Annotated in this window: 24 protein-coding genes; 10 read left to right on the top strand and 14 right to left on the bottom strand. The window is 59.9% G+C overall.

Annotation, left to right across the window (positions count from 1 at the left end):
• The first annotated feature begins 91 nt into the window (after positions 1 to 91).
• The 3 genes from ABJ076_RS08390 to ABJ076_RS08380 are packed head-to-tail and all read left to right on the top strand — an operon-like array spanning position 92 to position 1,934.
• Positions 92 to 310, top strand: a complete 219-nt coding sequence (locus tag ABJ076_RS08390) for a DUF2007 domain-containing protein (RefSeq protein ID WP_348193578.1) — start codon at positions 92 to 94, stop codon at positions 308 to 310.
• On the top strand, positions 288 to 1,064 hold the full coding sequence (locus ABJ076_RS08385) for a methyltransferase (protein ID WP_348193580.1): 777 nt from the start codon (positions 288 to 290) through the stop codon (positions 1,062 to 1,064). Before ABJ076_RS08390 ends, ABJ076_RS08385 begins: the two co-directional genes overlap by 23 nt.
• Positions 1,065 to 1,076: 12 nt before the next feature.
• Positions 1,077 to 1,934 carry a S49 family peptidase gene (locus ABJ076_RS08380; RefSeq protein WP_348193582.1) on the top strand — a complete coding sequence of 286 codons (858 nt, stop codon included), beginning with the start codon at positions 1,077 to 1,079 and terminating at the stop codon, positions 1,932 to 1,934.
• A gap of 1 nt (position 1,935) precedes the next feature.
• Here the strand turns inward: ABJ076_RS08380 and ABJ076_RS08375 are convergent, their stop codons facing one another.
• Positions 1,936 to 2,919, bottom strand: coding sequence for a zinc-dependent alcohol dehydrogenase family protein (locus tag ABJ076_RS08375; protein WP_348193583.1), 984 nt, complete (start codon positions 2,917 to 2,919; stop codon positions 1,936 to 1,938).
• A gap of 142 nt (positions 2,920 to 3,061) precedes the next feature.
• Between ABJ076_RS08375 and ABJ076_RS08370 the strand changes: the two genes are divergently transcribed.
• Together ABJ076_RS08370 and ABJ076_RS08365 are read left to right on the top strand one after the other, a co-directional pair.
• Positions 3,062 to 3,592: a GNAT family N-acetyltransferase gene (locus ABJ076_RS08370; RefSeq protein ID WP_348193585.1), complete on the top strand. Its 531-nt coding sequence runs from the start codon at positions 3,062 to 3,064 to the stop codon at positions 3,590 to 3,592.
• A gap of 30 nt (positions 3,593 to 3,622) precedes the next feature.
• Positions 3,623 to 3,850 carry a hypothetical protein gene (locus ABJ076_RS08365; RefSeq protein ID WP_348193586.1) on the top strand — a complete coding sequence of 76 codons (228 nt, stop codon included), beginning with the start codon at positions 3,623 to 3,625 and terminating at the stop codon, positions 3,848 to 3,850.
• Positions 3,851 to 3,879: 29 nt separating this feature from the next.
• On the opposite strand, the gene ABJ076_RS08360 is transcribed toward ABJ076_RS08365, so the two are convergent.
• Positions 3,880 to 4,593 (bottom strand): Fe2+-dependent dioxygenase, encoded by a 714-nt coding sequence (locus ABJ076_RS08360; protein WP_348193588.1) that lies wholly within the window; start codon positions 4,591 to 4,593, stop codon positions 3,880 to 3,882.
• Positions 4,594 to 4,806: 213 nt separating this feature from the next.
• On the opposite strand from ABJ076_RS08360, the gene ABJ076_RS08355 reads away from it, so the two are divergent.
• Together ABJ076_RS08355 and ABJ076_RS08350 are read left to right on the top strand one after the other, a co-directional pair.
• On the top strand, positions 4,807 to 5,493 hold the full coding sequence (locus ABJ076_RS08355; protein WP_348193590.1) for a GntR family transcriptional regulator: 687 nt from the start codon (positions 4,807 to 4,809) through the stop codon (positions 5,491 to 5,493).
• Between the two features lie 98 nt (positions 5,494 to 5,591).
• A complete protein-coding gene (locus ABJ076_RS08350; protein ID WP_348193592.1) occupies positions 5,592 to 6,506 on the top strand; it encodes a DMT family transporter in 915 nt (304 codons plus the stop codon).
• A 9-nt stretch (positions 6,507 to 6,515) separates the two neighbouring features.
• Here the strand turns inward: ABJ076_RS08350 and ABJ076_RS08345 are convergent, their stop codons facing one another.
• Complete coding sequence (locus tag ABJ076_RS08345; protein WP_348193594.1) at positions 6,516 to 7,370, bottom strand: DMT family transporter; 855 nt, start codon at positions 7,368 to 7,370, stop codon at positions 6,516 to 6,518.
• 111 nt (positions 7,371 to 7,481) lie between these two features.
• Between ABJ076_RS08345 and ABJ076_RS08340 the strand changes: the two genes are divergently transcribed.
• Entirely contained in the window at positions 7,482 to 8,189 is a 708-nt protein-coding gene (locus ABJ076_RS08340; RefSeq protein WP_348193596.1) for a YafY family protein, read from the top strand.
• On the opposite strand, the gene ABJ076_RS08335 is transcribed toward ABJ076_RS08340, so the two are convergent.
• The 8 genes from ABJ076_RS08335 to ABJ076_RS08300 all read right to left on the bottom strand — a co-directional run bounded on the left by ABJ076_RS08335 (position 8,159) and on the right by ABJ076_RS08300 (position 16,331).
• The gene (locus ABJ076_RS08335) at positions 8,159 to 9,046 is read right to left on the bottom strand and encodes an endonuclease/exonuclease/phosphatase family protein (protein ID WP_348193597.1); all 888 of its coding nucleotides are present in this window, start codon (positions 9,044 to 9,046) and stop codon (positions 8,159 to 8,161) included. The two genes, ABJ076_RS08340 and ABJ076_RS08335, sit on opposite strands and share 31 nt — an antisense overlap.
• Before the next feature lie 94 nt (positions 9,047 to 9,140).
• A complete protein-coding gene (locus ABJ076_RS08330) occupies positions 9,141 to 9,578 on the bottom strand; it encodes a GNAT family N-acetyltransferase (protein ID WP_348193599.1) in 438 nt (145 codons plus the stop codon).
• A 23-nt stretch (positions 9,579 to 9,601) separates the two neighbouring features.
• Positions 9,602 to 10,570, bottom strand: a complete 969-nt coding sequence (locus ABJ076_RS08325; protein WP_348193601.1) for an oligopeptide/dipeptide ABC transporter ATP-binding protein — start codon at positions 10,568 to 10,570, stop codon at positions 9,602 to 9,604.
• Positions 10,567 to 11,571, bottom strand: coding sequence for an ABC transporter ATP-binding protein (locus tag ABJ076_RS08320; protein WP_348193603.1), 1,005 nt, complete (start codon positions 11,569 to 11,571; stop codon positions 10,567 to 10,569). Before ABJ076_RS08320 ends, ABJ076_RS08325 begins: the two co-directional genes overlap by 4 nt.
• A 36-nt stretch (positions 11,572 to 11,607) precedes the next feature.
• On the bottom strand, positions 11,608 to 12,516 hold the full coding sequence (locus ABJ076_RS08315) for an ABC transporter permease (protein ID WP_348193605.1): 909 nt from the start codon (positions 12,514 to 12,516) through the stop codon (positions 11,608 to 11,610).
• A 4-nt stretch (positions 12,517 to 12,520) separates the two neighbouring features.
• A complete protein-coding gene (locus tag ABJ076_RS08310) occupies positions 12,521 to 13,438 on the bottom strand; it encodes an ABC transporter permease (protein ID WP_348193607.1) in 918 nt (305 codons plus the stop codon).
• Between the two features lie 105 nt (positions 13,439 to 13,543).
• On the bottom strand, positions 13,544 to 15,061 hold the full coding sequence (locus tag ABJ076_RS08305) for an ABC transporter substrate-binding protein (protein ID WP_348193609.1): 1,518 nt from the start codon (positions 15,059 to 15,061) through the stop codon (positions 13,544 to 13,546).
• A gap of 211 nt (positions 15,062 to 15,272) precedes the next feature.
• Positions 15,273 to 16,331 (bottom strand): Ldh family oxidoreductase, encoded by a 1,059-nt coding sequence (locus ABJ076_RS08300; RefSeq protein ID WP_348193611.1) that lies wholly within the window; start codon positions 16,329 to 16,331, stop codon positions 15,273 to 15,275.
• 124 nt (positions 16,332 to 16,455) lie between these two features.
• Here ABJ076_RS08300 and ABJ076_RS08295 point away from each other — a divergent pair, with 124 nt between their 5' ends.
• Positions 16,456 to 17,370, top strand: a complete 915-nt coding sequence (locus tag ABJ076_RS08295; protein WP_348193613.1) for an SMP-30/gluconolactonase/LRE family protein — start codon at positions 16,456 to 16,458, stop codon at positions 17,368 to 17,370.
• Here ABJ076_RS08295 and ABJ076_RS08290 read toward each other — a convergent pair.
• Positions 17,367 to 18,437 carry a radical SAM protein gene (locus ABJ076_RS08290; RefSeq protein ID WP_348193615.1) on the bottom strand — a complete coding sequence of 357 codons (1,071 nt, stop codon included), beginning with the start codon at positions 18,435 to 18,437 and terminating at the stop codon, positions 17,367 to 17,369. The genes ABJ076_RS08295 and ABJ076_RS08290 overlap by 4 nt on opposite strands.
• A 227-nt stretch (positions 18,438 to 18,664) precedes the next feature.
• Here ABJ076_RS08290 and glk point away from each other — a divergent pair, with 227 nt between their 5' ends.
• Positions 18,665 to 19,624 carry a glucokinase gene (glk, locus tag ABJ076_RS08285; RefSeq protein ID WP_348193617.1) on the top strand — a complete coding sequence of 320 codons (960 nt, stop codon included), beginning with the start codon at positions 18,665 to 18,667 and terminating at the stop codon, positions 19,622 to 19,624.
• On the opposite strand, the gene rocD is transcribed toward glk, so the two are convergent.
• Positions 19,618 to 20,829, bottom strand: a complete 1,212-nt coding sequence (rocD, locus tag ABJ076_RS08280; RefSeq protein WP_348193619.1) for an ornithine--oxo-acid transaminase — start codon at positions 20,827 to 20,829, stop codon at positions 19,618 to 19,620. The genes glk and rocD overlap by 7 nt on opposite strands.
• Before the next feature lie 31 nt (positions 20,830 to 20,860).
• On the bottom strand, positions 20,861 to 21,796 hold the full coding sequence (rocF, locus tag ABJ076_RS08275) for an arginase (RefSeq protein WP_348193621.1): 936 nt from the start codon (positions 21,794 to 21,796) through the stop codon (positions 20,861 to 20,863).
• Between the last annotated feature and the right edge of the window lie 10 nt (positions 21,797 to 21,806).

Raw genomic sequence — 21,806 nt, 5'->3', positions numbered from 1 at the left:
TGGTCAAGTCTCGCGCCTGCTTCTCGGTGACGCACACCGGGATATGTGGCTGTTAGGTGGCGACGGTCACACTTCACAGCAGGGAACGTCGATGAAGGAATTATTGCGAACGACTGACATTGTCCGGCTCTCTTTTCTGAGTGCGCTGCTGCGTGATGCGGGAGTGGAGCCGCTGGTGCTGGACAATCATATGAGCGTGCTCGAGGGCAGCGCCAACGCGATCCCGCGCCGCCTGGCCGTGCGGGATGAGGATTTCAGCCGGGCGAAGTGGGTGTTGGAGGAGTCCGGTGAGCAACTCGGCGAGGACTGATGTGTCTCCGGCTGCTGTGACCGAGGACAGCCTGCTCGGTGGACGCGTGCGGTTTTTACAGCCGGTCGAGGGATACCGCGCCGCGGTCGATCCGGTGCTGCTGGCGGCGTCCGCCCCGGCGCAGGACGGTGACCGGGTGCTGGATCTCGGCTGCGGTGCCGGAGCGATTTCCCTTTGTTTGCTGGAGCGGGTGCCCGGCCTGACAGTGACCGGTATCGAGCAGGCGCCGGAAATGCTGGATCTTGCCGAACGCAATGCCGTCCTCAACGGCGCGACGGACCGCTTCAAGCCGCATCTTGGGCAGGTAGAGGCCCGGCCGCCTCAATTCGAGCAAGGCGCGTTCGACCTTGTCCTCGCCAATCCGCCCTATCTTGAAACAGACCGCGCGGACGTGCCGGAGAGCGCGCTGAAGGCGGCAGCCCATGTCGAGGGAGAGGTGCCGCTGACCGAGTGGATCGAGGCGGCCTTCCGTGCTCTTTGTCACAAGGGCAAGCTTGCCATGGTGCATCGAGCCGACCGGCTGGGTGATTTGCTGGAGCCAATTCAGAAGCGCTTCGGCGGGATCGAGGTGCACCCTCTTTATTCCAAACCCGGCCGGGATGCGAAACGGGTGATCGTCATGGCTCGAAAAGGGGTGCGGACACCGCTTTCCCTTTCATCCGGACTGGTGCTGCACAATATGGATGGAAGCTATTCACCGCCAATTGCAGCCGCACTCGATGGAGCGGCACTTGCGCTCGGCGAGCCGCTTTAGAGGAGAATACCAATGCCCCGCCCGTTGTGGTCGCGCCTGAACCCGTTTGGCCCCAAAGACCCGCAGGTCGCTGTTGTGCGCTTGCATGGTCCCATTGGCGGCGGCTCGTCCTTCCGCCAAGGATTGTCCATCGACCGTCTGGAAGAGCCCTTGAGGGCCGCGTTCGAGTCCAGCCGGACGACGGCGGTGGCGCTTTCGATCAATTCTCCTGGTGGGTCCCCGGTGCAGTCCGATTTGATCAAGACCCGGGTCGAGGCACTGGCCCGCGAGTTCGACAAGCCGGTCACCGCCTTCACGGAAGATCTTTGCGCCTCCGGCGGCTATTGGATCGCGCAGGCTGCGGACGACATTATTGCGCACCCTTCCTCGATCGTTGGCTCTATTGGTGTGATCACCGCCGGGTTCGGGATGCAGGACGCCATCGCGAAGCTCGGCATCGAACGCCGGGTCCACACCAAAGGCACGTCAAAAGGCATGCTGGACCCGTTCCAGGCCGAGAAGCCGGAAGATCTGGAGCATCTCGATGCTCTGCAGCAGGATCTCTACGATTCCTTTAAAAACATGGTCCGCCTCCGTCGTGGAACGAAGCTGAAAGGCGAAGACGAAGAGTTGTTCAGTGGCGCCGTCTGGACCGGAATACGGGCACTTGAGAAGGGGCTGGTAGATGGGCTGGGTGAGTTGCGCGGCGTCATGCGGGAACGTTATGGCGAGGATGTCCGGTTCCGCCGCTATGGTCCCAAACGCTCGTTTTGGCAGCGGTTGCGGCGCGGGACCGATTTCAGCGGTCCCGCGGGCGAAGCACCGTCGCTTGCCCATTCCCTGATCGCCGCAATCGAGGAGCGGCTGCTTTGGAACAGGTTCGGTCTTTAGGTCATCCGTTCGGGCGCAGCAGCACCTTGCCGTTCCGGCCTTCACGCTTGGCGTGGGCCATTGCCTGCTGGATGTCATCGAGGCCGTAGCGGGCCTCGACCGCGACCTTCAGGGTGCCGTCGATGAAGTAGCTGCTGAGTTCGGCATACATGTCTCGGATCTGTTTCGGTTGCATGTCGCGCATCAGTTTGGCCAGCCAGAAGCCCGTGAGGGTGATGTCCCGGAACACGACCTGATGTGCGTCCAGTGTGCAGGGATTGCCGCTGAGTAGCCCATAATTGACGATGATGCCGCCTTCGGCAAGGCATCCCGCCATGTCATTCACGGCGGAACCGGCGACGGCATCCAGGCCGAGCTTGATCTCCGCCCCGTTGGTCGCTGCCGCCACTCGTATGGCGAGGTCGGGGCCATCCAGAACCACGACATTGGCGCCCATGTCGTGCAACGGTTTGATTAGTTCCTGACGGCGTACGACGCTGACAGTGTTCAGGCCGCGCTTACGGGCGAGTTTTATGACGTCTGTACCGACTCCGGAATTTCCGGCGTTCTGTATCACCCAGTCGCCGGGCTTCAGCGTGACGTAGCTTTTCAACATCAGCATTGCGGTGGCCGCATTGACTTTCATCATCGCCGCCTGCTCCGGATCGATGTCGGGCGGGAGTTTTACCAAGGCCGCTGCCGGGACAGTGAGAGTCTGGCTCCAGTTGGCGCGGTGCAGGCTCATCACAATGTCGCCCTCGGCGAGGTCTTTCACACCGCTGCCGACGGCGGTCACACGTCCGGCCCCTTCAATGCCGAGCGGAGACGGCGTCTCGGGAATACTGGCGTAGTGACCTTCGATGCCAAGGATGTCTGCAGGATTGATCGAACAGGCAATCAGCTCAATACTGGCTTCGCCCTTGCCCGGAGGGGGGGCGTCAGCAATCTCGCGGCAGATCACGACTTCCTCTGCCGGGCCAACACGTGACAATTCTGCGGCTTTCATAAGCTTTCTCCTCGACTGTTTTCGGCGGGGGACACCGGCATAGCATGTGAACGTATTGGAGAGATGATTGCATGAGCAGGCAATTCAATAACATCTGCAGTAATTCCCGTTATGCGGAAGACTGGTGCGGCGGGTGATGGGGATGACGGCGGTTGTTCCGAAACGGCTCGAAACCGGACGGCTCCTGCTGCGCCGGTTCGAGGAAATCGACCGAGCCGATATGGTGCGCTTCTATGGCGATCCAGGCGTAATGGCGATCCGCAAATACGGTGCACGGGATCCCGAGGCCGCCAGTGCGGCATTCGATGTCTTAATGCGGCATTGGCAGATGCATGGCTTTGGCCTTTACGCGGTAATCGAGCGAGAGAGCGGCGTTTTCTGCGGAGAATGTGGGCTGCGCTATACTGATGACGGCGCAGAGGTCGAGATATCCTATGGCCTGTTCGCGCCGTTTCGCGGAAAAGGATATGCGACGGAAGCAGCGGTGGCGATCCGCGATGTCGCCCTGGATGTGCTGAAGCTCCCTGTCCTTGTCGCCCGCTCTCGTGGTGATAACCTGGGCTCTCACAATGTTCTGGAGAAGCTCGGCATGGTCTTTGACGGACGGCAGGACAGCCCCGGCCAGGATTACGGAGTCGTCAAGTATGTGATGCACAGTCAATCCGGGTCTTGAACTCCCGGAACGATCCGCTAAAACGACTATATGTTCAGTATTCAGAAAATCTTTGTGCTCGTCGCTGTGATCACGGCGATCTGGTATGGCTTCAAGCTGGTGAGCCGTCTCGATGCCGCGCGGAAGCAGAAGCTGAAAGAGGCCGCGCGGAGCAATGGCGGAGTTGCGCCTGACACGGCCAGGAAAGACGATGTTGTCGACCTCGTGCAAAACGAGGACGGTACCTACGTCACCACCAAGAAAAACCGGAAGGTCTGACGCCTTCCGGCCAATGTGACAGTTCTTCCTCAGCGTTGCCGTTTCTGCAGGTTGCCCCGGACTTTTTCCAGCTTAAGCGTCAGGAAATTAGACAGCTGCGGAATCTGCTCGGCATTCTGAGAGACGGCATTCAGACATTGTAGCAGGTCGGCATTCATCTGACGCATGAAGGGATCGGCGATTTCGCTCTGGATCCAGGCGATGGCAACGTCGCGCTTGCCCGCAGTCACCGGGTTGACCCGGTGGATGGAATTGGTGGCATAGAGTACCGCGCCGCCAGCCGGCATCTTGAAGCTCGGCGCGAAAGCCATATCGCTGTCGATCACCAACTCGCCGCCCTGATAGCTTTCCGGATCTGACAGAAAGATCGTCATAGAGAGATCCGAACGGAGCTCCTCCGGCGTTCCCTTGCTCATCACGTTATTGTCCATGTGATCGCCGTAGCCGCCGCCGGTCTCCGTACTGGAGACCAGGAAGGCGCCGATCTTCGAGGGGGCGGCGAGGAACGTGAAGAGCAGGGATTCGCGTCTCTGATAGTCGCGCAGGACCGTCGTTATCGCGTCCGAGACCTGCACGCGCAGCGCGCTGTCCGATGCAAGTTCCTGATTATTTTTCTTGGCGGCATCGCGGCCCGCGGTCTGTGAGCCATCAACCCAGCTATCCGGTTCCGATTCGAGCCGGTTGCGGATTTCGGTGACCAGTTCCGGCGGCAGCAGATTGGGGATCGGATAGACGTAAGGCATCGTATGGGGTTCCTCCAGCCAATATGACGCGCACCGTAGCGGAGGTGGTCGCGCTGGGCCAGCGACAAGTCTGTGTCTGGGGCATATGTGTTCGTACCACTTATGTGTGGTGCCACTGGTGTGTAGTGCCACTGGGGTGGGCGCAGGGTCGGGGTTCCAGTATCGTTGCGTAAAGTGAGAGGCGCCTGCAGATCGGCGTGGGAAGGAACGGCAATGGCGCGCAAGCGGATGGCAAAAGATGGCGATATAGCGCCGGCGGGTGAGCCGCGGGGGGAGACCGCCTATCTCAAGCTGAAGGATGCGATCCGGTCCGGTGACCTGAAGCCCGGCCAGAGAGTCCGTGAAAGCGAGATGGCCGCGCGGCTTGATGTTAGTCGCACACCGGTGCGCGAGGCCTTCCGCCGACTGGAAGCGGATGGCTTGCTCAGCTTCGCTCCGTATCGGGGGATGGTGATCTCCGAGCTCGATCATCAGGCGGTGATGGAACTCTACTTTATGCGTGAGGTGCTGGAAGGGACCGCGGCCGGCCTCGCTGCATATCGTGCATCGGAAGCGGAGGTATCAATCCTCCAGGAAATCGTCTCGATTGATCCTGCCGGTGCAGGTTCTCCTGCTACGGTCGCCGGACACAACCGTCGATTCCATACCAGCCTCTATCATGCCGCCCATAACCGGTATCTTTTGAAGACGCTCAATGTCCTGCAGGATGCAATGGCGTTGCTCGGGCCGACGACGATGCGCGTAGAGGGACGTTCCGATGCGGCGAAAGCCGAACACGCGGCAATTGTTCAGGCCATCGCGGAGAAGGACCCGGAAAGTGCAGAGCGTCTGATGCGGGAGCATATTCGCGGGGCTCAGAAGGCCCGTCTCCATTTGTTGTCGGAACATGAGGATGGGTGACGGTGGGAACGTCTCGTCCCGGTAACCGCCGACTTTGTCATTTCCTTTGACGGGAGTAATGATAGACATAGGCCCGTTATTGTTTCCAAATGGACAATATGTTTTTGACCTTCTTCAGGGATATGAAATCCCGCTTTAACGCCATTCCGCCCAATGTCCAGGGCATGATCTGGATTGCCCTTTCGGGATTGGTGTTTTCCTGCTTTATGGCAATCGTGCGCTATGTTGGCGCTACGCTGGATCCTATCCAGACCGGGTTTCTGCGCTATGCCTTCGCACTTCTGTTCATGGCGCCCTTCTTCCTGAGACTGCGACCGTCGGACCTGCGGGGAGCCAAGCTGCCTATGCATGCCCTGCGCGGGTTCCTGCATGGTACCGGTGTTTTGCTCTGGTTTTATGCCATGACGCGGATGCCTTTGGCCGAAGTCACGGCAATGGGCTTCACGGCACCAGTCTATACCACGCTGCTGGCAGCTTTGTTTCTGGGAGAGGTTATCCGTCTGCGACGGATTGTGGCGATCGTGATCGGACTCTTCGGCGCCCTTGTCATCATCCGGCCGGGTTTTGAGGTGGTCGATCCGGGCGCGATTGCCATGTTGCTGGCTGCGCCTATCTTTGCCTTTGCCGACATCGTTGCCAAGAAACTGACAGCGACGGAAACAGGCGCCGCAGTGGTCGCTTACTTGTCTGTTTTTGTGACCATTTTCACCTTCATTCCAGCCCTTTATGTCTGGCGCACGCCGACCGTTGAGGAACTCGCACTGGTATTTGTCACAGCCGGTTTGGCGACGCTTGGACATCTTTTGATGACGCAGGGATTCAAGGTCGCGGAGATGTCAGCGATCCAGCCTATCAAGTTCGTGCAACTGGTCTGGTCCGCCCTGATCGGCTTTGCGATCTTCGGTGAGGTGCCGGAGATTTTTACCTGGATCGGGGCGGCAATCATCGTCGGCAGTATTTCCTATATCGCACATCGCGAAGCGGTCGCACGGCGGAAGCGCGCCGAGACCTGATGCTGGCGGTTACTTCCGGGGCCATTGGGACCAGAGAACGGCAAATAGGATCATGCCACCACCGATAAAGGTCGCTGTCGGCGGCACTTCGGCCAGAAACAGAAATGCCAGCAGCGGCGCAACGGGCGTTTCCAGAGCGCTGAGCAAGGCGGTCTCGGCGGAGGGTAGAAGCCGCGCGCCGGCCATCAGCGCGATTGATGAGACCGCGAAAACGAGACCGAAAGCAGCCATGGCAGGCATGAATTCGGGCGCCGCATTGAGCGGGGCGGCTACTATCAGCGCGATGGGAAGCAGCACGATGGAAGAGAGGGCCGAGGGAATTGCTGCGGACGTCTCTGGCCATCTGCGGTAGACCACCATCGAGCCTGCCAGCGTGAAGGTCATCCAGAGTGCCAGCAGATCTCCTGTAGGACTGGTGCCGCCTATCGATCCCCCAAAGATGATCACAACCCCTGCAATTGTCGCACAGCTGGCAAGGAGTGTTCTGCGGGTTGGCCGCTCCCGCAGGCAAACCCAGGCGAGGATCGCGGCCAGAAATGGCACGGTGGCGTAGATCAGGGCGACATTGGCGATGCTGGTGAGTTTGAAGGCAGCAATGAAAGCGGCCGACCCGCTCGCCCCGAGCAGGCTGACAAAAAGGGCAGGCCAGCCGAAGCTTGCAAGCTCCCGACGCAAACCGCTGGTCATCAGCAGATAGCCGAATGTGACGCCGGCAGCAGTCAGGCCGCGCCAGAAGACAATGGTCCAGGCGTCCTCGGGCACCCCTTTTGTGAACAGGCCGGCAGTGCTGAAGAACAGGACGGAGATGCCGACAAGGCCGATGCCTCGAAGGCGCGGCGACGGGGCGGACAGACTGATAAGCATGGCGGGATTTCCTCGGTGGGATAACTGGGCTGGCCACTCAATATCAATTGCCTACTGACAACATGCTGTCAGGAATGATTTGTTATTTTTCAGTATGAAAGGCATCCATTAATGCGCCCTACTGACAGATTGTTCGAGATCATCCAGATTCTGCGTGGAGCCCGTGCTCCGGTCATCGCAGCGCGCCTTGCCGAACAGCTTGAGGTCTCGGTCCGGACGATATATCGCGATATTTCCACGCTTCAGTCCATGCGTATACCGGTCGCGGGCGAGCCCGGCATTGGCTACGTCCTGCAGCGTGGCTATGACCTGCCGCCGATCAATTTCGATATCGAGGAGGCGGAGGCCATCTCCGTCGGACTGTCCATGCTGGCGCGGACGGGTGATGCGGGGCTGAAGCAGGCGGCGGCGCGTGCGGCGCGCAAGCTCAACGCCGCCACACCGCTCAGTGAAGCCCTGCTGACGAGCAGCTGGGGGGCACCGGATCTGGATCTGCTACCGGAAATTCGGGCGGCGATACGTGAAGAGCGTGCCTTGCAGATCGTCTATGCGGACGATGCAGGCAGCCTGACCCGGCGCAAGGTCTTGCCGATTGCCTTGATCTACTATGCCGAGGTAGCCGTTTTGGCGGCCTGGTGCCGGTTACGGAAGGACTTCCGGCATTTCCGGCCGGACCGGATGCATGAATGCACGTCGCTAGACGAACGGTTCGAGGGCGATGGCGGGAGCCTCAGGCGCGCCTGGGAGGAAAGCCGTTCAACGGACCCCGCCGCCAATCGCCTTGCCGGTCAGAAGTCAAATTCGACAAAAACCGGATAATGGTCGGAAGCTGTCTCATCTGTCGCGACCCAGCTCCTGGTCACTTTCTGCGCGAGATCATCGGTTGTCAGCACATGGTCGATCTTGAAGTCGCCGTTCCGTTGATAAATGGTCGAGACGCCTTCCTCATCGTTACCTGCGGCAACCCAGCTATCAACCAGCTGGTCGTAATGCCGGGTTCGTCCGCGTTTTGAATCGGGCCGGCCACATAGGTGGGCGTATTCCTCCGATGTCGGGCGGCAGTTCAGGTCGCCGGCCAGGATGGCGGAGTGCGGCGCCGGCACGAACTCCAGGCCTTCCGTCCAATCGAAAGCCGATTCTGGCGGCAGCGGGTGCGGGCCGTCGATCGGGCCGCCCTCGTAGGGGGCGCGGAAGATGTATTCTCTCAGCGCCTCGACCTGGGGCATCCGGTGTGACGGCGCTTGATGCGCCAGATGGGTGCTGTAGACCCGGATTGGGCCAGACGGAATGTCGACGATGGCCTCGACGGCGCAGCGCTGCAGATCGAACACGCCCGGGGACGGTTTCTTGCGCAGGTGCAGGGTGCGGGATGCCGTGATCGGCCAGCGGCTTGCCACCATGTTGCCAAAAGTCCGGCGCCGGTTAACGACTTTGCCGTTCTCGTCCCGGAAACTGCCATCCACGTTGAAGCTGGAGCCGAAAACGTAAAACAGGTTCAACCGCTCCGCGATGCTGGCGGCTTGATCCTCGTAATCGTCCCGTGGCCAGTTCTGTACTACTTCCTGAAAACAGATGATGTCCGCGTCGGATACTGCGTCGGCAATGCGGCCGGTATCGAACGTACCGTCCTGGCCGAGGCCGAACTGGATATTGTAGGTCGCGAAGATGAGGGGCATGACGGTTCCGGGAAAGATATCTGAAGGAGGGACCGGAACCTTAGCGGGAGAGCATGACAAGGGCGTGACGTGGTCAGGAAAATCATGCGGAGAGCTAGGCTTTGCGCAGGATCATCCCGTGCTTTTCGTCTCCATCGAACCCTAGTTTTTCATAGAAACCGCGTGCCTCGGCGCGTCGTCCGGTCAGCAACATGACCTTATAGGCATCGGCAGCCCACGCCGCATCGATCAGTGCGGTCATCACGCCACGTCCAATACCCTCTCCCTGACGTGTCTTCAGGGTCACGACATTCTCCACAAGCGCATAGGGGCGGCCGCCATAAGTCATGTTTGGCATCAGGTGGAGTGTGGCCATGGAGACAATGCGCCCGTTTGTCTCGGCGCCGTAAATTGCGGTGCCGTCGCGATTGAGGAGTTCCTTGAAACGGTCACGGCCGAAATCGCCGTCCGCGACCGGCTGCGTTCCGGACAATTCCCGATACAGCGCCAATGCGTCATTGAAGTCGTCAGGAGTCAGGGTCCGGTAAAGCATCCGTCATTCAGCCGTTCGGCGCCTCAGGCGTACAAATGACACTCCACGTGACCGTCGGTATCCTTGATGATCGACGGCTTGTCCATCGAGCATGGGCCGAATGCCTTGGCACAGCGCGGATGGAAGGTGCATCCGCTCGGCGGGTTGATCGGGTTTGGAAAGGCGATGCCGAGACCGCTGTCCGGAACACCGAGGCCGGGCTCCGGTGTCAGCACGGAACTGAGTAGGGCGCTGGTGTAGGGATGCCGTGCCGCCTCGAACAGCTTGTCCGTGCCTGTTTCCTCGACGATCCGGCCGAGATACATAACCGCCACCTTGGTTGCGATATGCTCGACCACAGCCAGGTTGTGACTGATCAGGACATAGGTGAGGTTCAGCTCTTCGCGCAGGTCCATCAACAGGTTGAGAATCTGTGACTGTACGGAGACGTCGAGCGCGGAAGTCGGCTCGTCACAAATGACGATTTCCGGTTTCATGATGAGTGCGCGGGCGATGGCGACGCGCTGACGCTGGCCGCCGGAAAGTTGGTTCGGATAGCTGTCGTAGACCCGGCGCGGCAGGCCGACGATATCCAGGATGTCCTCGACGGCTTTCCGCCAGGTCGACGGATCGCCCACCTTGTGCACCCGCAACGGCAGCGAGACGATGGAGCCGATTGTCTTGCGCGGGTTGAGTGAGGAATAAGGGTCCTGGAAGATCGGCTGAATGCGGCGGGAGATTGCTTTCCGGTCGCCGCTCTGGTGGGCAGTCTCTCCATCGATGAAGATCTCGCCCGTGCTCGGCAATTCGAGGCCGAGCAGAATCTTGGCCAGAGTCGACTTGCCGCAGCCGGATTCCCCGACCAGGCCGAGAACATCGCCTTTATTGATCTTCAGGGAGATTCCGTTCACCGCATGGAGCGGCTGCTTCGGGCTGAAGATGCCGCGGCGGATCATATAGGTCTTCGTGACGTCCCGCATTTCGAGGACGGGGGGCGGGGTCTGTCCGGTCATGCCGACACCAGCTCCTTCGCATTGGCTTCACACGCGGTCACATCAAGGGTGCAGCGGTAACCGCGCCCAGGGTTCAGCGTGTGGAACGGATCTTTGGTATCGCATGCGTGATGGGCGAAGCCGCAACGGTTGCGGAAGCTGCATCCCGCGATGTCGCCGATCAGTGTCGGGACGATGCCGGGGATGGAGCCGAGGCGGGAGCCGCGCGCGGTCTTGCCCGGTACCGGAATGCAATTGATCAGGCCTTGCGTATAAGGGTGCAGAGGCTGATTGAAGATTTCCTCGACCGTGCCGGCCTCGACGATCTTGCCCGCATACATTACCGCCACCTTGTCCGCGACCCGGGCGACGACGCCGAGATCATGGGTGATCAGGATCAGGGCCGAGTTGAACTCGTTTCGCAGCTCCGCCAGCAGGTGCAGGATCTGCGCCTGAATGGTGACGTCGAGCGCCGTAGTCGGCTCGTCAGCGATGATCAGCTCGGGGTCGCACATCAGCGCCATGGCGATCATGACGCGCTGGCGCAACCCGCCGGAAAGCTGGTGCGGATATTGGGAGAGGCGGCTGGCCGCCGCTGTGATACCAACCCGCTCCAGCAGATAGATCGCGCGCTCGCGGGCTTCCTTGTCACTCGACTTCTTGTGCCGGAGATACGGTTCCATCAACTGGTTGCCGATGGTGTAGGACGGGTTCAGCGAGGTCATAGGCTCCTGGAAGATCATCGCCATCCGGTTGCCGCGTATTGCCGCCAGTTCGCGTTCCTTCAGGCTGAGCAGATCGGTGCCAGCAAATTCCATCTTGGCCGCGTTGATCTTTGCCTGCTTCGGCAGCAGACTCATGATCGACAGGGAGGTGAGGGATTTGCCGCAGCCGGACTCGCCGACGATGCAGAGCGTTTCGCCCTTGTCGACAGAAAAGTCAATGCCACGTACGGCATGCAGATCGCCCGCCGCGACCGGGATGTCGACCGTAAGGCCGCTGATTTCAAGAACGGCTGACATGCTGCGCTCCATTCAGGGGAATTCGGGGGGCTTGCATCAATTCCTGTGCTCCGGCGCGGTAACGTCTCGGATACCGTCGCCAACAAGATTGATTGCCAGCACGAGGAGGAACAGAGCGATGCCCGGGATGGTGATCATCCAGGCCTCGAAATAGATCTGCTCTTTGCCTTCGGAGACCATCAGTCCCCAGGAAGGCATTGGCGGCTGGACGCCCATGCCGAGGAAGGACAGAGCTGCTTCGAGCAGGATGGCATGCGCCATTTCCAGAGTCACAACCACGATCAAGCTATTCACGATGTTCGGCAGGATCTCGGTCAACAGGATGCGCGGGGTTGAGCAACCGACTGCCTTTGCGGCAGCGACATAGTCCATCTGCCGGATCTGCATGGTCGCGGAGCGCATGACGACCGCAAAACGGTCCCAGAGCAGTAGTCCGAGAACGCTGATAACGACTGTCAGTGATCCGCCGATCAGGGCAACCACAGCAAGGGCGACCAGAACCACCGGCATGGACAGGCGAACCGTTATCAGGAAGGTGACGACCATGTCCACGCGGCCGCCGAAGTAGCCGGCCGCGACGCCAAGGGCGGTCCCGATGACGCCAGAGATGAGGGCGGCGGCGAAACCGATCAGCAATGAGATTTGGGCGCCGTACATCAGGCGGGTCAGAAAATCCCGTCCCAGATGGTCTGTGCCAAGGATGTGATCCCAGTTTCCACTCATCCAGACCGGTTGCTGCATGCGTCCGAGCAGTTCCTGCAGATACGGGTCGTGCGGCGCTATGAGTGGAGCCAGAATGGCCATGAGGAACATGATGCCGAGAATGGTGCCGCCGAACAGCAGTCCAAAATGGCCGAAAATGCGGCGCCGCATCTGTTGTCCCGGCGTCGGCCCGACAATGTCTTCGGCGGCGGGCAGGCCTCGATTTGCGATTGTTGTGGTCATTGTCTTAGCCCACCCGGATGCGCGGATCGAGCCAGGCATTCAGCAGATCCGAGAGAAATGTCAGGACGATGTAGAAAAGCGAGAAAACCAGCACGACGGCCTGCACAACGGGCAGATCGTTCCGGCCGATGGATTCCCAAGCAAGGTAACCGGCCCCGTGCAGAGCGAAGATGCTTTCGATAACGATGGAGCCGCCAAGCATGAAGCCGAATTGTACGGCTGCGAGAGAGACCACAGGGATCACCGCATTACGCAGGGCATGCTTGAAGAGGATGACAGGCAGGGACAAGCCCTTGGCCCGGGCGGTACGGATATAGTCGGATCCGAGCACTTCGAGCATCCCTGTCCGGGTCAGACGCATAATCGCCGGTGTTGCGTAATAGCCGAGCACGATCGTCGGCAGGATGAAATGCTTCCAGGTCTCGGATCCGGTGATCGGCAGAAGATTGAGATTGACCCCGAATATCAGGATCAGCAGCAGTGCCAACCAAAAGCTCGGCATGGCCTGCCCGACAACGGAAATCCCGAGCGCCATGCGGTCGAGAAAACTGTTCGGCCGGATGGCGGCGAGTACGCCAAGCGGGATTGACAGGATGATCGCAAAGCTAATGGCGCTGACCCCTAGGGTCATGGAAACGGGCAAGCGCTCGAACAGCAGAGTGGACACCGGAATCTTGAAGTAAAAGCTTTCTCCGAAATCGCCCTGTATCGCTTTTCCAGCCCATTCCAGATACTGGACGGTGATTGGCCGGTCGAAACCGTAGAGCGTCCGAATATATTCGATATCCGCGTCGCTCGCGGTCTCCCCGGCCATAGCTGTTGCCGGGTCGCTTGCGAGGTATGTAAGCGAGAAAGTTATGGCCGAAACCGTCAAAGCGACGAGAAAGGCCAGAAACAATCGTTTCAGGGTATAGACCAGCATATCTCAATATCCGGTATGGCCAGGTTCCAGTGCTCGCGGCACATCCTGATCCTTCGTTATATGCCCCGCCCCCATAGCTGTGGGGACGGGGTTAAAATGTTTGGATTACTTCCAGGACGCCGTGAAGAACCGCGGAATTTCGTCGGATGTCGGGGTGAAGTTCACGTCATTCGAGAAAGCGTAGTTCGTGTTGTACGACCAGAGCGGCAGCCAGTACGCATTCTCCGAAATCATATTCAGAGCCTTGCCATAGGCTTCCTTGCGCACTGCCAGGTCGACAGTGGTATCTCCAATGACCAGATTCTCTTTAACCTTCGGATCAAGGGCTAGATCGTCCTTACCGTGGGTAAAGAAGTGGCTGGTGATCGCCGAGACATCGTTGATCGAATAAGAGCCCCAGGTCATAAAGGCCATCGGCACTTCCTTGCCCCGGATCTTGTCACGCAGCGCCGCATACTTCAGGTAGTTGAAGTTGGTCTTGATGCCGACTTGTCCAAGGAAACCGGCCATCGCTTCGGCATAATCACGGTTGCGGTAGGCATAAAAGTCGATGCTGAACCCGTCCGGATATCCGGCTTCTGCGAGCAGGGCTTTGGCCTTGGCCGGATCGTATGCGTACTTCTGGACTGCGGCCGTGCAACCAACCTGGCTCGGGAAGCAGGCAGCGTCGACGACAGCGGATTTACCTCGAACCAGCGCCTTGACGATGCCTTCACGGTCGATGGCATGGGAGATCGCCTGACGCACACGCACATCTTTCAGCGGAGTGTCACCGGTGGTCCCCGCTGCATCCATGGTGATGTAGCCGATGCGGAAGGTCTGCTCATTGACGATCTGAACGCGTCCCGATGAACTCAGGCGGTCGGCCTGATCGGCGGGAACCCGCCACATCCAGTCAGCACGGCCCGAGAGCAACTCGGCGATCTGCGTGTTGCGTTCCGGAATGGTGCGCTGGACGATCTTACCGATTGCCGGCGTACCTTTCGGGCTGCCTTGCATGTAGCCGTCGAATTTTTCCCAGACAATCTTACGGCCGGGCTCGAGTTCCGTGATCTTGTAGGGTCCGGAGCCGACAGGCTTCAGCGCCATGCCTTTCGGGCCAACCTTCTCGTAATAATCCTTCGGATAGATAGACACAGAGCCGGCGACAAATTCCAGAGCTGCCGGGAACGGCGCTTTCAACATCACCTGGACTTTATATTTGCCGAGCTTCTTCGCGCTCTTGATCCAGTTGACATTGCGCTGGGTCTTCACACCGTTGTCCGGGTTGGAAACCCAGTTGTAGGTGAACACCACATCGTCGGCGTCAAGCTCTTCACCATCGTGGAAGGTGAGGCCTTCGTTCAGTTCGAATTCCAGCGTGGTGTCGTCGACCCATTTGTAGGATTTCGCGATCAACGGCTTGTAGGCCATCGTCGCCGGGTCACGGTACAACAAGGCGTCCCAGGTCATGCGGGAGACGATGATGCCTTCACGCGCGGTGTTGAAATAGCTGTCGACATTCTCCAGTTCGCGTTCCCAGACAATGTTCAGCGTGTCGTCGGCTTTGCCGGCGAAGGCTGCCGGGGTCGCCGAAGCCAAAGCCACCAGCGATAGCGCCGAAGCTGCAAGAAGTTTTCTCATGTCCACTCCTGTTCGTTAGGCCGGTTTCTAGGTCGCGAGGCGAGGATGGGATTAGGTGCGTCGCTTCCGTTGGACTGACTGTCCTGACCGATTAGGAATGGCAGCATTGCAGGCTCAAATTGTCATGGCAAGATCTTGAGGGCGCAACTCCAAAGAATCTTTCTGCACTGCAGCATACTTGACTGTGACTTGCTAGGCTCGGGCCGCCCTATCAGGGGGTCCATTGTGAAGGCAGGGCTATATTGTATTTCTTCGCCCAGGGTTTCAGCGCCTCCATGATTCCGGGATAGAGCTGGAGGCCGTTTTCCTCGGCGGTACGGCGTTTCCGGATTGCGTTCTGCCCTGGCAGGCGCACCGGGGTGCCTGGAGTGGCGGGTTTGTTGGTGAGACATTTTTCAACAATATGATCAATCTGTCGATTAAAGGCGTCTCTGCCGGAGAAGGCGGTTGGGTCTGACACCTGAATATGTACGCCGGCACCCCAGCCATCCGCCGGGTCCGCACGGCCATGCCCGGCGAGCCCTTGCGTCAGAGCTTCGATCATCAGCGCCAGACCGTACCCCTTATGCCCGTATCCCTGACCGCCTATTGGCAGAATCGTGCCCGGAGGGTCGGTGAACAGGACGCCCGGGTCGTCAGTTGCAGCGCCATCCGCATCCTGAACCCATTTGCCGGGCAGTTTCTTGCCCTCATTTTGCAGCCGGCCGGTCAGTCCGTTCGTGGTGATCGAGGCACTTGTGTCTATCAGGATCGGATCGCCGCTGGTGGGGATGCCCACTGCAATCGGGTCTGGCGTGAAGAGAGGCTCGGTTCCGCCATAGGGAGCCACGCTGGCGACGGCGGGGTCTGAGCAGGCGATCTGGACCATGCAGCCTTCCCGCGTCGCCCGTTCGAGGAAAACCGCAAGGCAGGCAATGTGATGGCTGCGCCGGATGGCGATGCTTGCGGTGCCGTAGGTCTTCGCCCGTTCGACGGCAAGATCGACCCCGCGTGCGGTGAGCCATACGCCGGGCAGACGGCGGCCGTCCCAGGTTGCGACAGCGCCCCGGTCGCTCAATATTTCCGGGCCACCTTCCTTGAGCATTGTGCCTTCCTCAAGCGCTTTCAGGTAAGGCGCACAGAGTTGCAGGCCATGGGTTGTGTGGCCCATGAGATCGGCTTCAACCAGAAGGGAGCCAATCGTCGAAGCCTTGTCTGCATTCAGTCCCGCTGCTTCGAAAAGACCCGTGGCGAAAGCTGAGAGTGCTGTTGCATCGTAGCGGTGTTCCATCGTTCCCCTCCCTTTTTGAACTTCTTTTGTCGTGGCGAGCCTGCCGATTTGTGGAGACAATGGGAAGGCTGCGGTTTTCTTCTAGGTGGGAAAGCTGTGGGCTTCGTGTGGGGAGGAAATAAGAATGAGTGCCAGTGACTACGAGATCCGTGACGAGCGGTTCAGCCGATGCGTCAAGACGATCGAGACGGTCGAGCAGATCTGGACCGGCGGGAAATGGACCGAGGGCCCGGTCTATGTCCCGGCCTATAAGTCCCTCATCTGGAGCGATATCCCCAATGATCGCCGTTTGCGCTGGGACGAATGCAGCGGTGCTGTCGGAGAGTTCCGCCTTAATGAGGGAGCCAATGTGAACGGCAGTACCCTCGATCGTGAGGGCCGGGTGATCTGTTGCGAGCATGGTAGCCGGAGCGTCACGCGCATGAACCACGACGGCTCAATCGAAACGCTTGCGGACCAGTTCGAAGGCAAGCGGCTCAACAGCCCGAACGATGTGGTCGTGAAATCGGACGGATCGATCTGGTTTACGGACCCGGCCTACGGCATTGAATCCGACTATGAAGGTTTCGAGAGCGAGGAAGAAATCGGTGGGCAGCACGTCTACCGGATCGACGGCGGAACGGGCGTGATCACCCAGCTCACTGACGACTTTACTTGCCCGAACGGTCTCGCCTTCTCGCTCGATGAGACGAAACTTTATATCGCAGACAGCGGGGCGACGCGCTATCCGGGAGCGCCGAAGCATATTCGCGTGTTCGACGTCACGGACGATAACCGGCTCCGGGGCGGGGAGGTCTTTGCCGAATGCGAGGCCGGCGTTTTCGACGGGTTCCGTTTCGACAACAAGGGCCGCTTATGGACGAGCGCCGCAGACGGAGTGCATTGCTACGCTCCGGACGGAATGCTCATCGGAAAGATACTCATCCCGGAAATCGTCTCGAACCTCTGCTTTGGTGGACCGAAGAGAAATCGGCTTTTCATCACCGCAACAAAAAGTGTCTACACAGTCTTGCTGGCGGCGAGCGGCCTGCGAATTTAGTCGGCCGCGTCCTGGTTTCTTGCCGAGAGCCGCTGGTGCCGTGCCGTATCGAGCACACCAGCCAGCACTTCGGTGTGGAACCGGTCGCAGCCGATGCAAAGGTTGCGATAGGGCTCGCCTTTTACGGTGATAGTCTCTGACTTCTTCAAGAACGTCTCGACATCCCAGCCATGGGCGATGCCCATGCGCTCCGGATGGCCCATCGAGATTGCCTCGAAGGCCGGGTGGCCGACCAGGCTGTCGATGATGTCATCCAGCGGCTCTTCCGTAAGGTTGCCGAGCGGTGCCTTGGTCTTCAGGCAACAGGGGAAGACGTCGCCGTTCGGATCGATGGAGACCTCCGATCCGGAATAGCGCCGATTCAGGAAATTCAGTCCGCCCGACCAGACATTGCAGAAATTGTCGCTGATGGTGGCTTTCGAAAGGCCGTTCTTCCAGGCGCGGCCGCGCGGCCAGATCTTACCGATCCAGGCATCCTCCGTCGCGCCGAAGAAGGAATAAGCCGGTCCATCATCTTCCCATGCGCGCTTGGAAGGTTCATGCACGAAGTCGCGCATGTCGGCCGCCTTGAACCATTGTGTCAATTGTTCCTGAAGCGGAACCCGCTTCTCTCCCTCCATGCCGACGTGGAAATCATCCATACCCGCGACCGAAATCATGTAGACGCCGCGCTCCAGAAGCTCGTCGATGATTTTTTCGGTGAGCAGGTCGCCGGTGGTCTGGACTACCACCCTGACGCCACCTTGCGCCTTGTATTTGTCCCTGATCATTTCCAGCGCGGGATAGAGGATGGCCTCTCGTACCGGATCGATCAGCACTTCACCACCGGAGACGATGATCCGGCTGTTCCGCTCGACATAACCGCCCGGCGCATTGTCGTCCGGCTGTTCGAGGTCGAGATAAGTAAGGCGTTCCGGCAGGTTTCGGATGATCCTCGGGAAATTCTCCTCCGCCGTGCTGACGACCGCTTTCAACTCGTCACGGACATAGGGGCGGAAGCGCTCTTCATAGCAATGCTTGCAGCGCCGGTGACAGGCCCAGGAGAGGACGTAGTAGATGCTTTCCATTGATGTTTCCCGATTTCACCAAGGGTATGCATATGCCTGTTCTAGCCGTGCGTGTGAAATCACGCCTCCGTCAGAAGTGCGCTATCCCGTGCAGTGTCAAAGCCTGAAGCCTCGTCTGTTGGGCCGGGAGCCGTCACTGCGTCACAGTTGCATAGAATGACGGCTTCCGGTACCTCGTGCGTGCGAAATCTATAGGGACGGTTCGCGCGTGGCGCGACTGGTAGTGCATGACGGCAAGGACATTGATCGGCGATCTGGGCGGGACGAACTTGCGCCTTGCCCTGACAAACGGCACGTCTGTCGAAGCCGAGGCCCGGTTCAGGACTGCGGATCACCCAGGACTGGAATCTGTTCTCGACCGGTACCTCGAAAGCCTGCCTGATACAGCCTGGCCGGTCTCCGCCTTTCTGGCTGTGGCGGGGCCCGTATCGGGTGACCGGTGCAAGTTGACCAACTGTCCCTGGAGCTTCTCCCGCCGCGCTGTTGCAGAGCGCTTTGGCTGGGACCGGTTCCGGCTGATGAATGATTTTTCCGCCGTTGCTGCGGCGTTGCCCCATTTCTCCGATAAGGATCTGCTGACAGTCCAGACGGGAGCGAACAACGGAGCGGCGCCAAAACTCGTGCTCGGTCCCGGTACCGGGCTTGGCGTCGGCGCTGTGGTTCCGGCCGAGGGAGGTTGGGCGATACTTGATGGCGAGGGCGGTCATGTCGACTTGCCGTGTCGGGATGAGTCGGGATCCGAGCTTCACCAGGTGCTTCGCCGTGATGGTCCCGTCTCGGCGGAGACCGTCCTTTCCGGCGCAGGGCTTGCGGCATTGTTCAATGCCGTTGCGGAGGCGAACGACGCCGGCATTCGAGTGGTGCAAGGTGAAGACGTTACGGCGAGGCTGGCCGATACGGGCTGCCCGGTTGCACGGGAGGCGCTGGACCAGTTTTCATCCTTTCTTGGCGCTGTTGCCGCGAATGCGGCCCTGACGGTCGGGGCGCGCGGTGGCGTCTATCTGACCGGCGGTGTGCTGGGGCACGCCGGTAATGATTTTCGTGAAGATCTGTTTCGAGCGCATTTCAATGGGGAAGGGAGGATGGCTGACTATCTCGCGGCCATCCCTGTCTACCGCATCCGGCATCCTGAGCCGGGTCTCTTCGGACTCCGAATGCTGGCGCGCGGTTCATCCGCCAATCAGTGAATGTTGGTCAGCACGTCCTGGAAACGCTCCAGCGCCCAGTTGACCTGATCGCGGGTGATCACCAGCGGTGGGGCGATACGGATTGAATGCTCGTGCGTGTCTTTCGCCAGAATGCCGCGCTCTTTCAGGGCCTCGCAGTATTTTTTGGCCCCGCCCGCTTCCGGCTGCAGCTCGACCGCCAGCATCAGGCCCCGGCCCCGGATCTCCTTCACCGCGTTCGAGCGGATATCTTCTAGCCCAGCTTTGAAATAGGCGCCTTGCTCTGCAGAGTTCTCGATCATGCCCTCGCTCACCAGTACGTCGAGCGCGGCCCGGGCGATGGCGCATGCCAGCGGATTGCCGCCGAAGGTTGAGCCATGCTGGCCCGGCTGCAACACACCGAGAACCTCGGTATTCGAAAGTACGGCCGAAACCGGGTAGAAGCCGCCGGACAGCGCCTTGCCAACCAGTGTCACGTCCGCTTCGATCTCCTCATGCTCTTCCGCCAGCATCTTGCCGGTGCGACCGAGGCCGGACTGGATCTCGTCGAGGATCAGCGTGATATTGTGCTCGGTGCAGAGCTCCCTCATCCGCTTCAGGTAGCCTGAGGGCGGAATGATCACGCCAGCCTCACCCTGGATCGGTTCGATCAGCACGGCCACGGTGTTTGGTGTGATCGCCTCCTCGAAAGCGGTGATGTCGCCGAACTTGGCCACACGGAAGCCCGGCGCGAACGGACCGAAGCCGCCGCGTGCGACCGGATCGGTGGAGAAACCGACAACACCGATGGTGCGGCCGTGGAAGTTGTTGGAGAAGACGATGATTTCGGCCTGGTTCTCCTCGACGCCCTTCTGCTCATAACCCCACTTGCGGACCGCTTTGATGGCGGACTCAACCGCCTCGGCGCCGGAATTCATCGGCAGCACCTTGTGGGAGCCGGTCAGCCGGGCGATGTCCTCGTAGAAACCGGCGAGCTGGTCATTATGAAAGGCACGGGAGGTCAGGGTTATGCGTTTTGCCTGCTCGACCATCGCCTCCAAGATCTTCGGGTGGCAGTGACCCTGGTTAACCGCCGAATAAGCGGACAGGCAGTCGAGATACTGCTTGCCGTCCACGTCCCAGACATGCACGCCTTCGCCCCGGGACAACACCACGTCCAGCGGCTTGTAATTGTGTGCGCCGAGGCGCTGTTCGGTAGCGATGAAGTCTGCTGCAACGGCTGTCATGACGCTTCTCCTCGGCCAGATAAAAATGAAATCAGAAAGAGCGGGTCGGCCGGTCCATGACCTTGCGGCCGAAGAGGCTCGCTGTCAGATCGACCATCAGGCGCGCTGTCTTGCTGCGCTCGTCGAGAAACGGGTTCAGCTCGACCAGATCAAGGGAGCCGACGCGCCCGCAATCGTTCAGCTTTTCCATGATCAGATGCGCTTCGCGGAAGGTCGCGCCGCCGGGCACTGTTGTGCCGACCGCAGGCGCGATCTCGGGATCGAGGAAGTCGACGTCGAGGCTGACATGAATGATGCCGTCCGCCGCTTCGACCCTGGCCAGGAAGTCTTTCAGAAGGATGTTGACGCCATGCTCGTCGATGGCGCGCATGTCGATCACTTCAATCGGCTGTTTCACCAGTGCGAGATGCTCTGCCGGATCGACGGAACGGATGCCCATCATGGTCACGTTTTCGGGCTTCACCGGCACATCCAGCGCGGGGAAGTAGTCGTCAAAGCCGTCGCGGCCGGTGAAGTAGGCAACAGGGACGCCATGCAGGTTGCCGCTCCCGGTGCTGTCCAGATCGTGATAGTCGGTATGGGCGTCGAGCCAGAGCACGAAGAGTTCACGGCCTTCGTCACGGGCCGCCCGTGCAATGCCGGGAAGCGTTCCGGCCGCCAGGGCGTGATCACCACCGAGGAAGATCGGCGTGCGTCCGTTCTGTTTTGCCTGATAGGCCGCTTCGGTGAGTGTTTCCACCCAGCCTGCTGTTTCGGTCAGGTTCTTGATCGCCTTGTTCGGGTGGTTGCGTTCTGGAAGCGGTGCCGCCGTGCAATTGCCGAGATCCTCGACAGAGTGACCGAGACTTTCCAGCGCCCGGCCGAGCCCGGCGGTACGGAACGCGTCTGGTCCCATGAGGCAGCCCGGCTGGCCGGCCCCGATCTGAACGGGGGCGCCGACAAGAACGCAGGAACGGGGATCAGTCATTCTCGACTCC

Origin of the sequence: Nisaea sp., from assembly GCF_039990255.1 — a bacterium.
Classification (GTDB): domain Bacteria; phylum Pseudomonadota; class Alphaproteobacteria; order Thalassobaculales; family Thalassobaculaceae; genus Nisaea.
The sequence above is the reverse complement of the archived record's forward strand: the minus strand, read 5'-3'. Positions and strand labels throughout refer to the sequence as shown.

Excerpts from the sequence above, each read along its gene's own strand:
- ABJ076_RS08390 (WP_348193578.1), top strand. The coding sequence starts at position 92 with ATGAAGGAATTATTGCGAACGACTGACATTGTCCGGCTCTCTTTTCTG.
- ABJ076_RS08380 (WP_348193582.1), top strand. The coding sequence starts at position 1,077 with ATGCCCCGCCCGTTGTGGTCGCGCCTGAACCCGTTTGGCCCCAAAGAC.
- ABJ076_RS08375 (WP_348193583.1), bottom strand. The coding sequence starts at position 2,919 with ATGAAAGCCGCAGAATTGTCACGTGTTGGCCCGGCAGAGGAAGTCGTG.
- ABJ076_RS08370 (WP_348193585.1), top strand. The coding sequence starts at position 3,062 with ATGACGGCGGTTGTTCCGAAACGGCTCGAAACCGGACGGCTCCTGCTG.
- ABJ076_RS08365 (WP_348193586.1), top strand. The coding sequence starts at position 3,623 with ATGTTCAGTATTCAGAAAATCTTTGTGCTCGTCGCTGTGATCACGGCG.
- ABJ076_RS08360 (WP_348193588.1), bottom strand. The coding sequence starts at position 4,593 with ATGCCTTACGTCTATCCGATCCCCAATCTGCTGCCGCCGGAACTGGTC.
- ABJ076_RS08355 (WP_348193590.1), top strand. The coding sequence starts at position 4,807 with ATGGCGCGCAAGCGGATGGCAAAAGATGGCGATATAGCGCCGGCGGGT.
- ABJ076_RS08350 (WP_348193592.1), top strand. The coding sequence starts at position 5,592 with ATGTTTTTGACCTTCTTCAGGGATATGAAATCCCGCTTTAACGCCATT.
- ABJ076_RS08345 (WP_348193594.1), bottom strand. The coding sequence starts at position 7,370 with ATGCTTATCAGTCTGTCCGCCCCGTCGCCGCGCCTTCGAGGCATCGGC.
- ABJ076_RS08340 (WP_348193596.1), top strand. The coding sequence starts at position 7,482 with ATGCGCCCTACTGACAGATTGTTCGAGATCATCCAGATTCTGCGTGGA.
- ABJ076_RS08335 (WP_348193597.1), bottom strand. The coding sequence starts at position 9,046 with ATGCCCCTCATCTTCGCGACCTACAATATCCAGTTCGGCCTCGGCCAG.
- ABJ076_RS08330 (WP_348193599.1), bottom strand. The coding sequence starts at position 9,578 with ATGCTTTACCGGACCCTGACTCCTGACGACTTCAATGACGCATTGGCG.
- ABJ076_RS08325 (WP_348193601.1), bottom strand. The coding sequence starts at position 10,570 with ATGACCGGACAGACCCCGCCCCCCGTCCTCGAAATGCGGGACGTCACG.
- ABJ076_RS08320 (WP_348193603.1), bottom strand. The coding sequence starts at position 11,571 with ATGTCAGCCGTTCTTGAAATCAGCGGCCTTACGGTCGACATCCCGGTC.
- ABJ076_RS08315 (WP_348193605.1), bottom strand. The coding sequence starts at position 12,516 with ATGACCACAACAATCGCAAATCGAGGCCTGCCCGCCGCCGAAGACATT.
- ABJ076_RS08310 (WP_348193607.1), bottom strand. The coding sequence starts at position 13,438 with ATGCTGGTCTATACCCTGAAACGATTGTTTCTGGCCTTTCTCGTCGCT.
- ABJ076_RS08305 (WP_348193609.1), bottom strand. The coding sequence starts at position 15,061 with ATGAGAAAACTTCTTGCAGCTTCGGCGCTATCGCTGGTGGCTTTGGCT.
- ABJ076_RS08300 (WP_348193611.1), bottom strand. The coding sequence starts at position 16,331 with ATGGAACACCGCTACGATGCAACAGCACTCTCAGCTTTCGCCACGGGT.
- ABJ076_RS08295 (WP_348193613.1), top strand. The coding sequence starts at position 16,456 with ATGAGTGCCAGTGACTACGAGATCCGTGACGAGCGGTTCAGCCGATGC.
- ABJ076_RS08290 (WP_348193615.1), bottom strand. The coding sequence starts at position 18,437 with ATGGAAAGCATCTACTACGTCCTCTCCTGGGCCTGTCACCGGCGCTGC.
- glk (WP_348193617.1), top strand. The coding sequence starts at position 18,665 with ATGACGGCAAGGACATTGATCGGCGATCTGGGCGGGACGAACTTGCGC.
- rocD (WP_348193619.1), bottom strand. The coding sequence starts at position 20,829 with ATGACAGCCGTTGCAGCAGACTTCATCGCTACCGAACAGCGCCTCGGC.
- rocF (WP_348193621.1), bottom strand. The coding sequence starts at position 21,796 with ATGACTGATCCCCGTTCCTGCGTTCTTGTCGGCGCCCCCGTTCAGATC.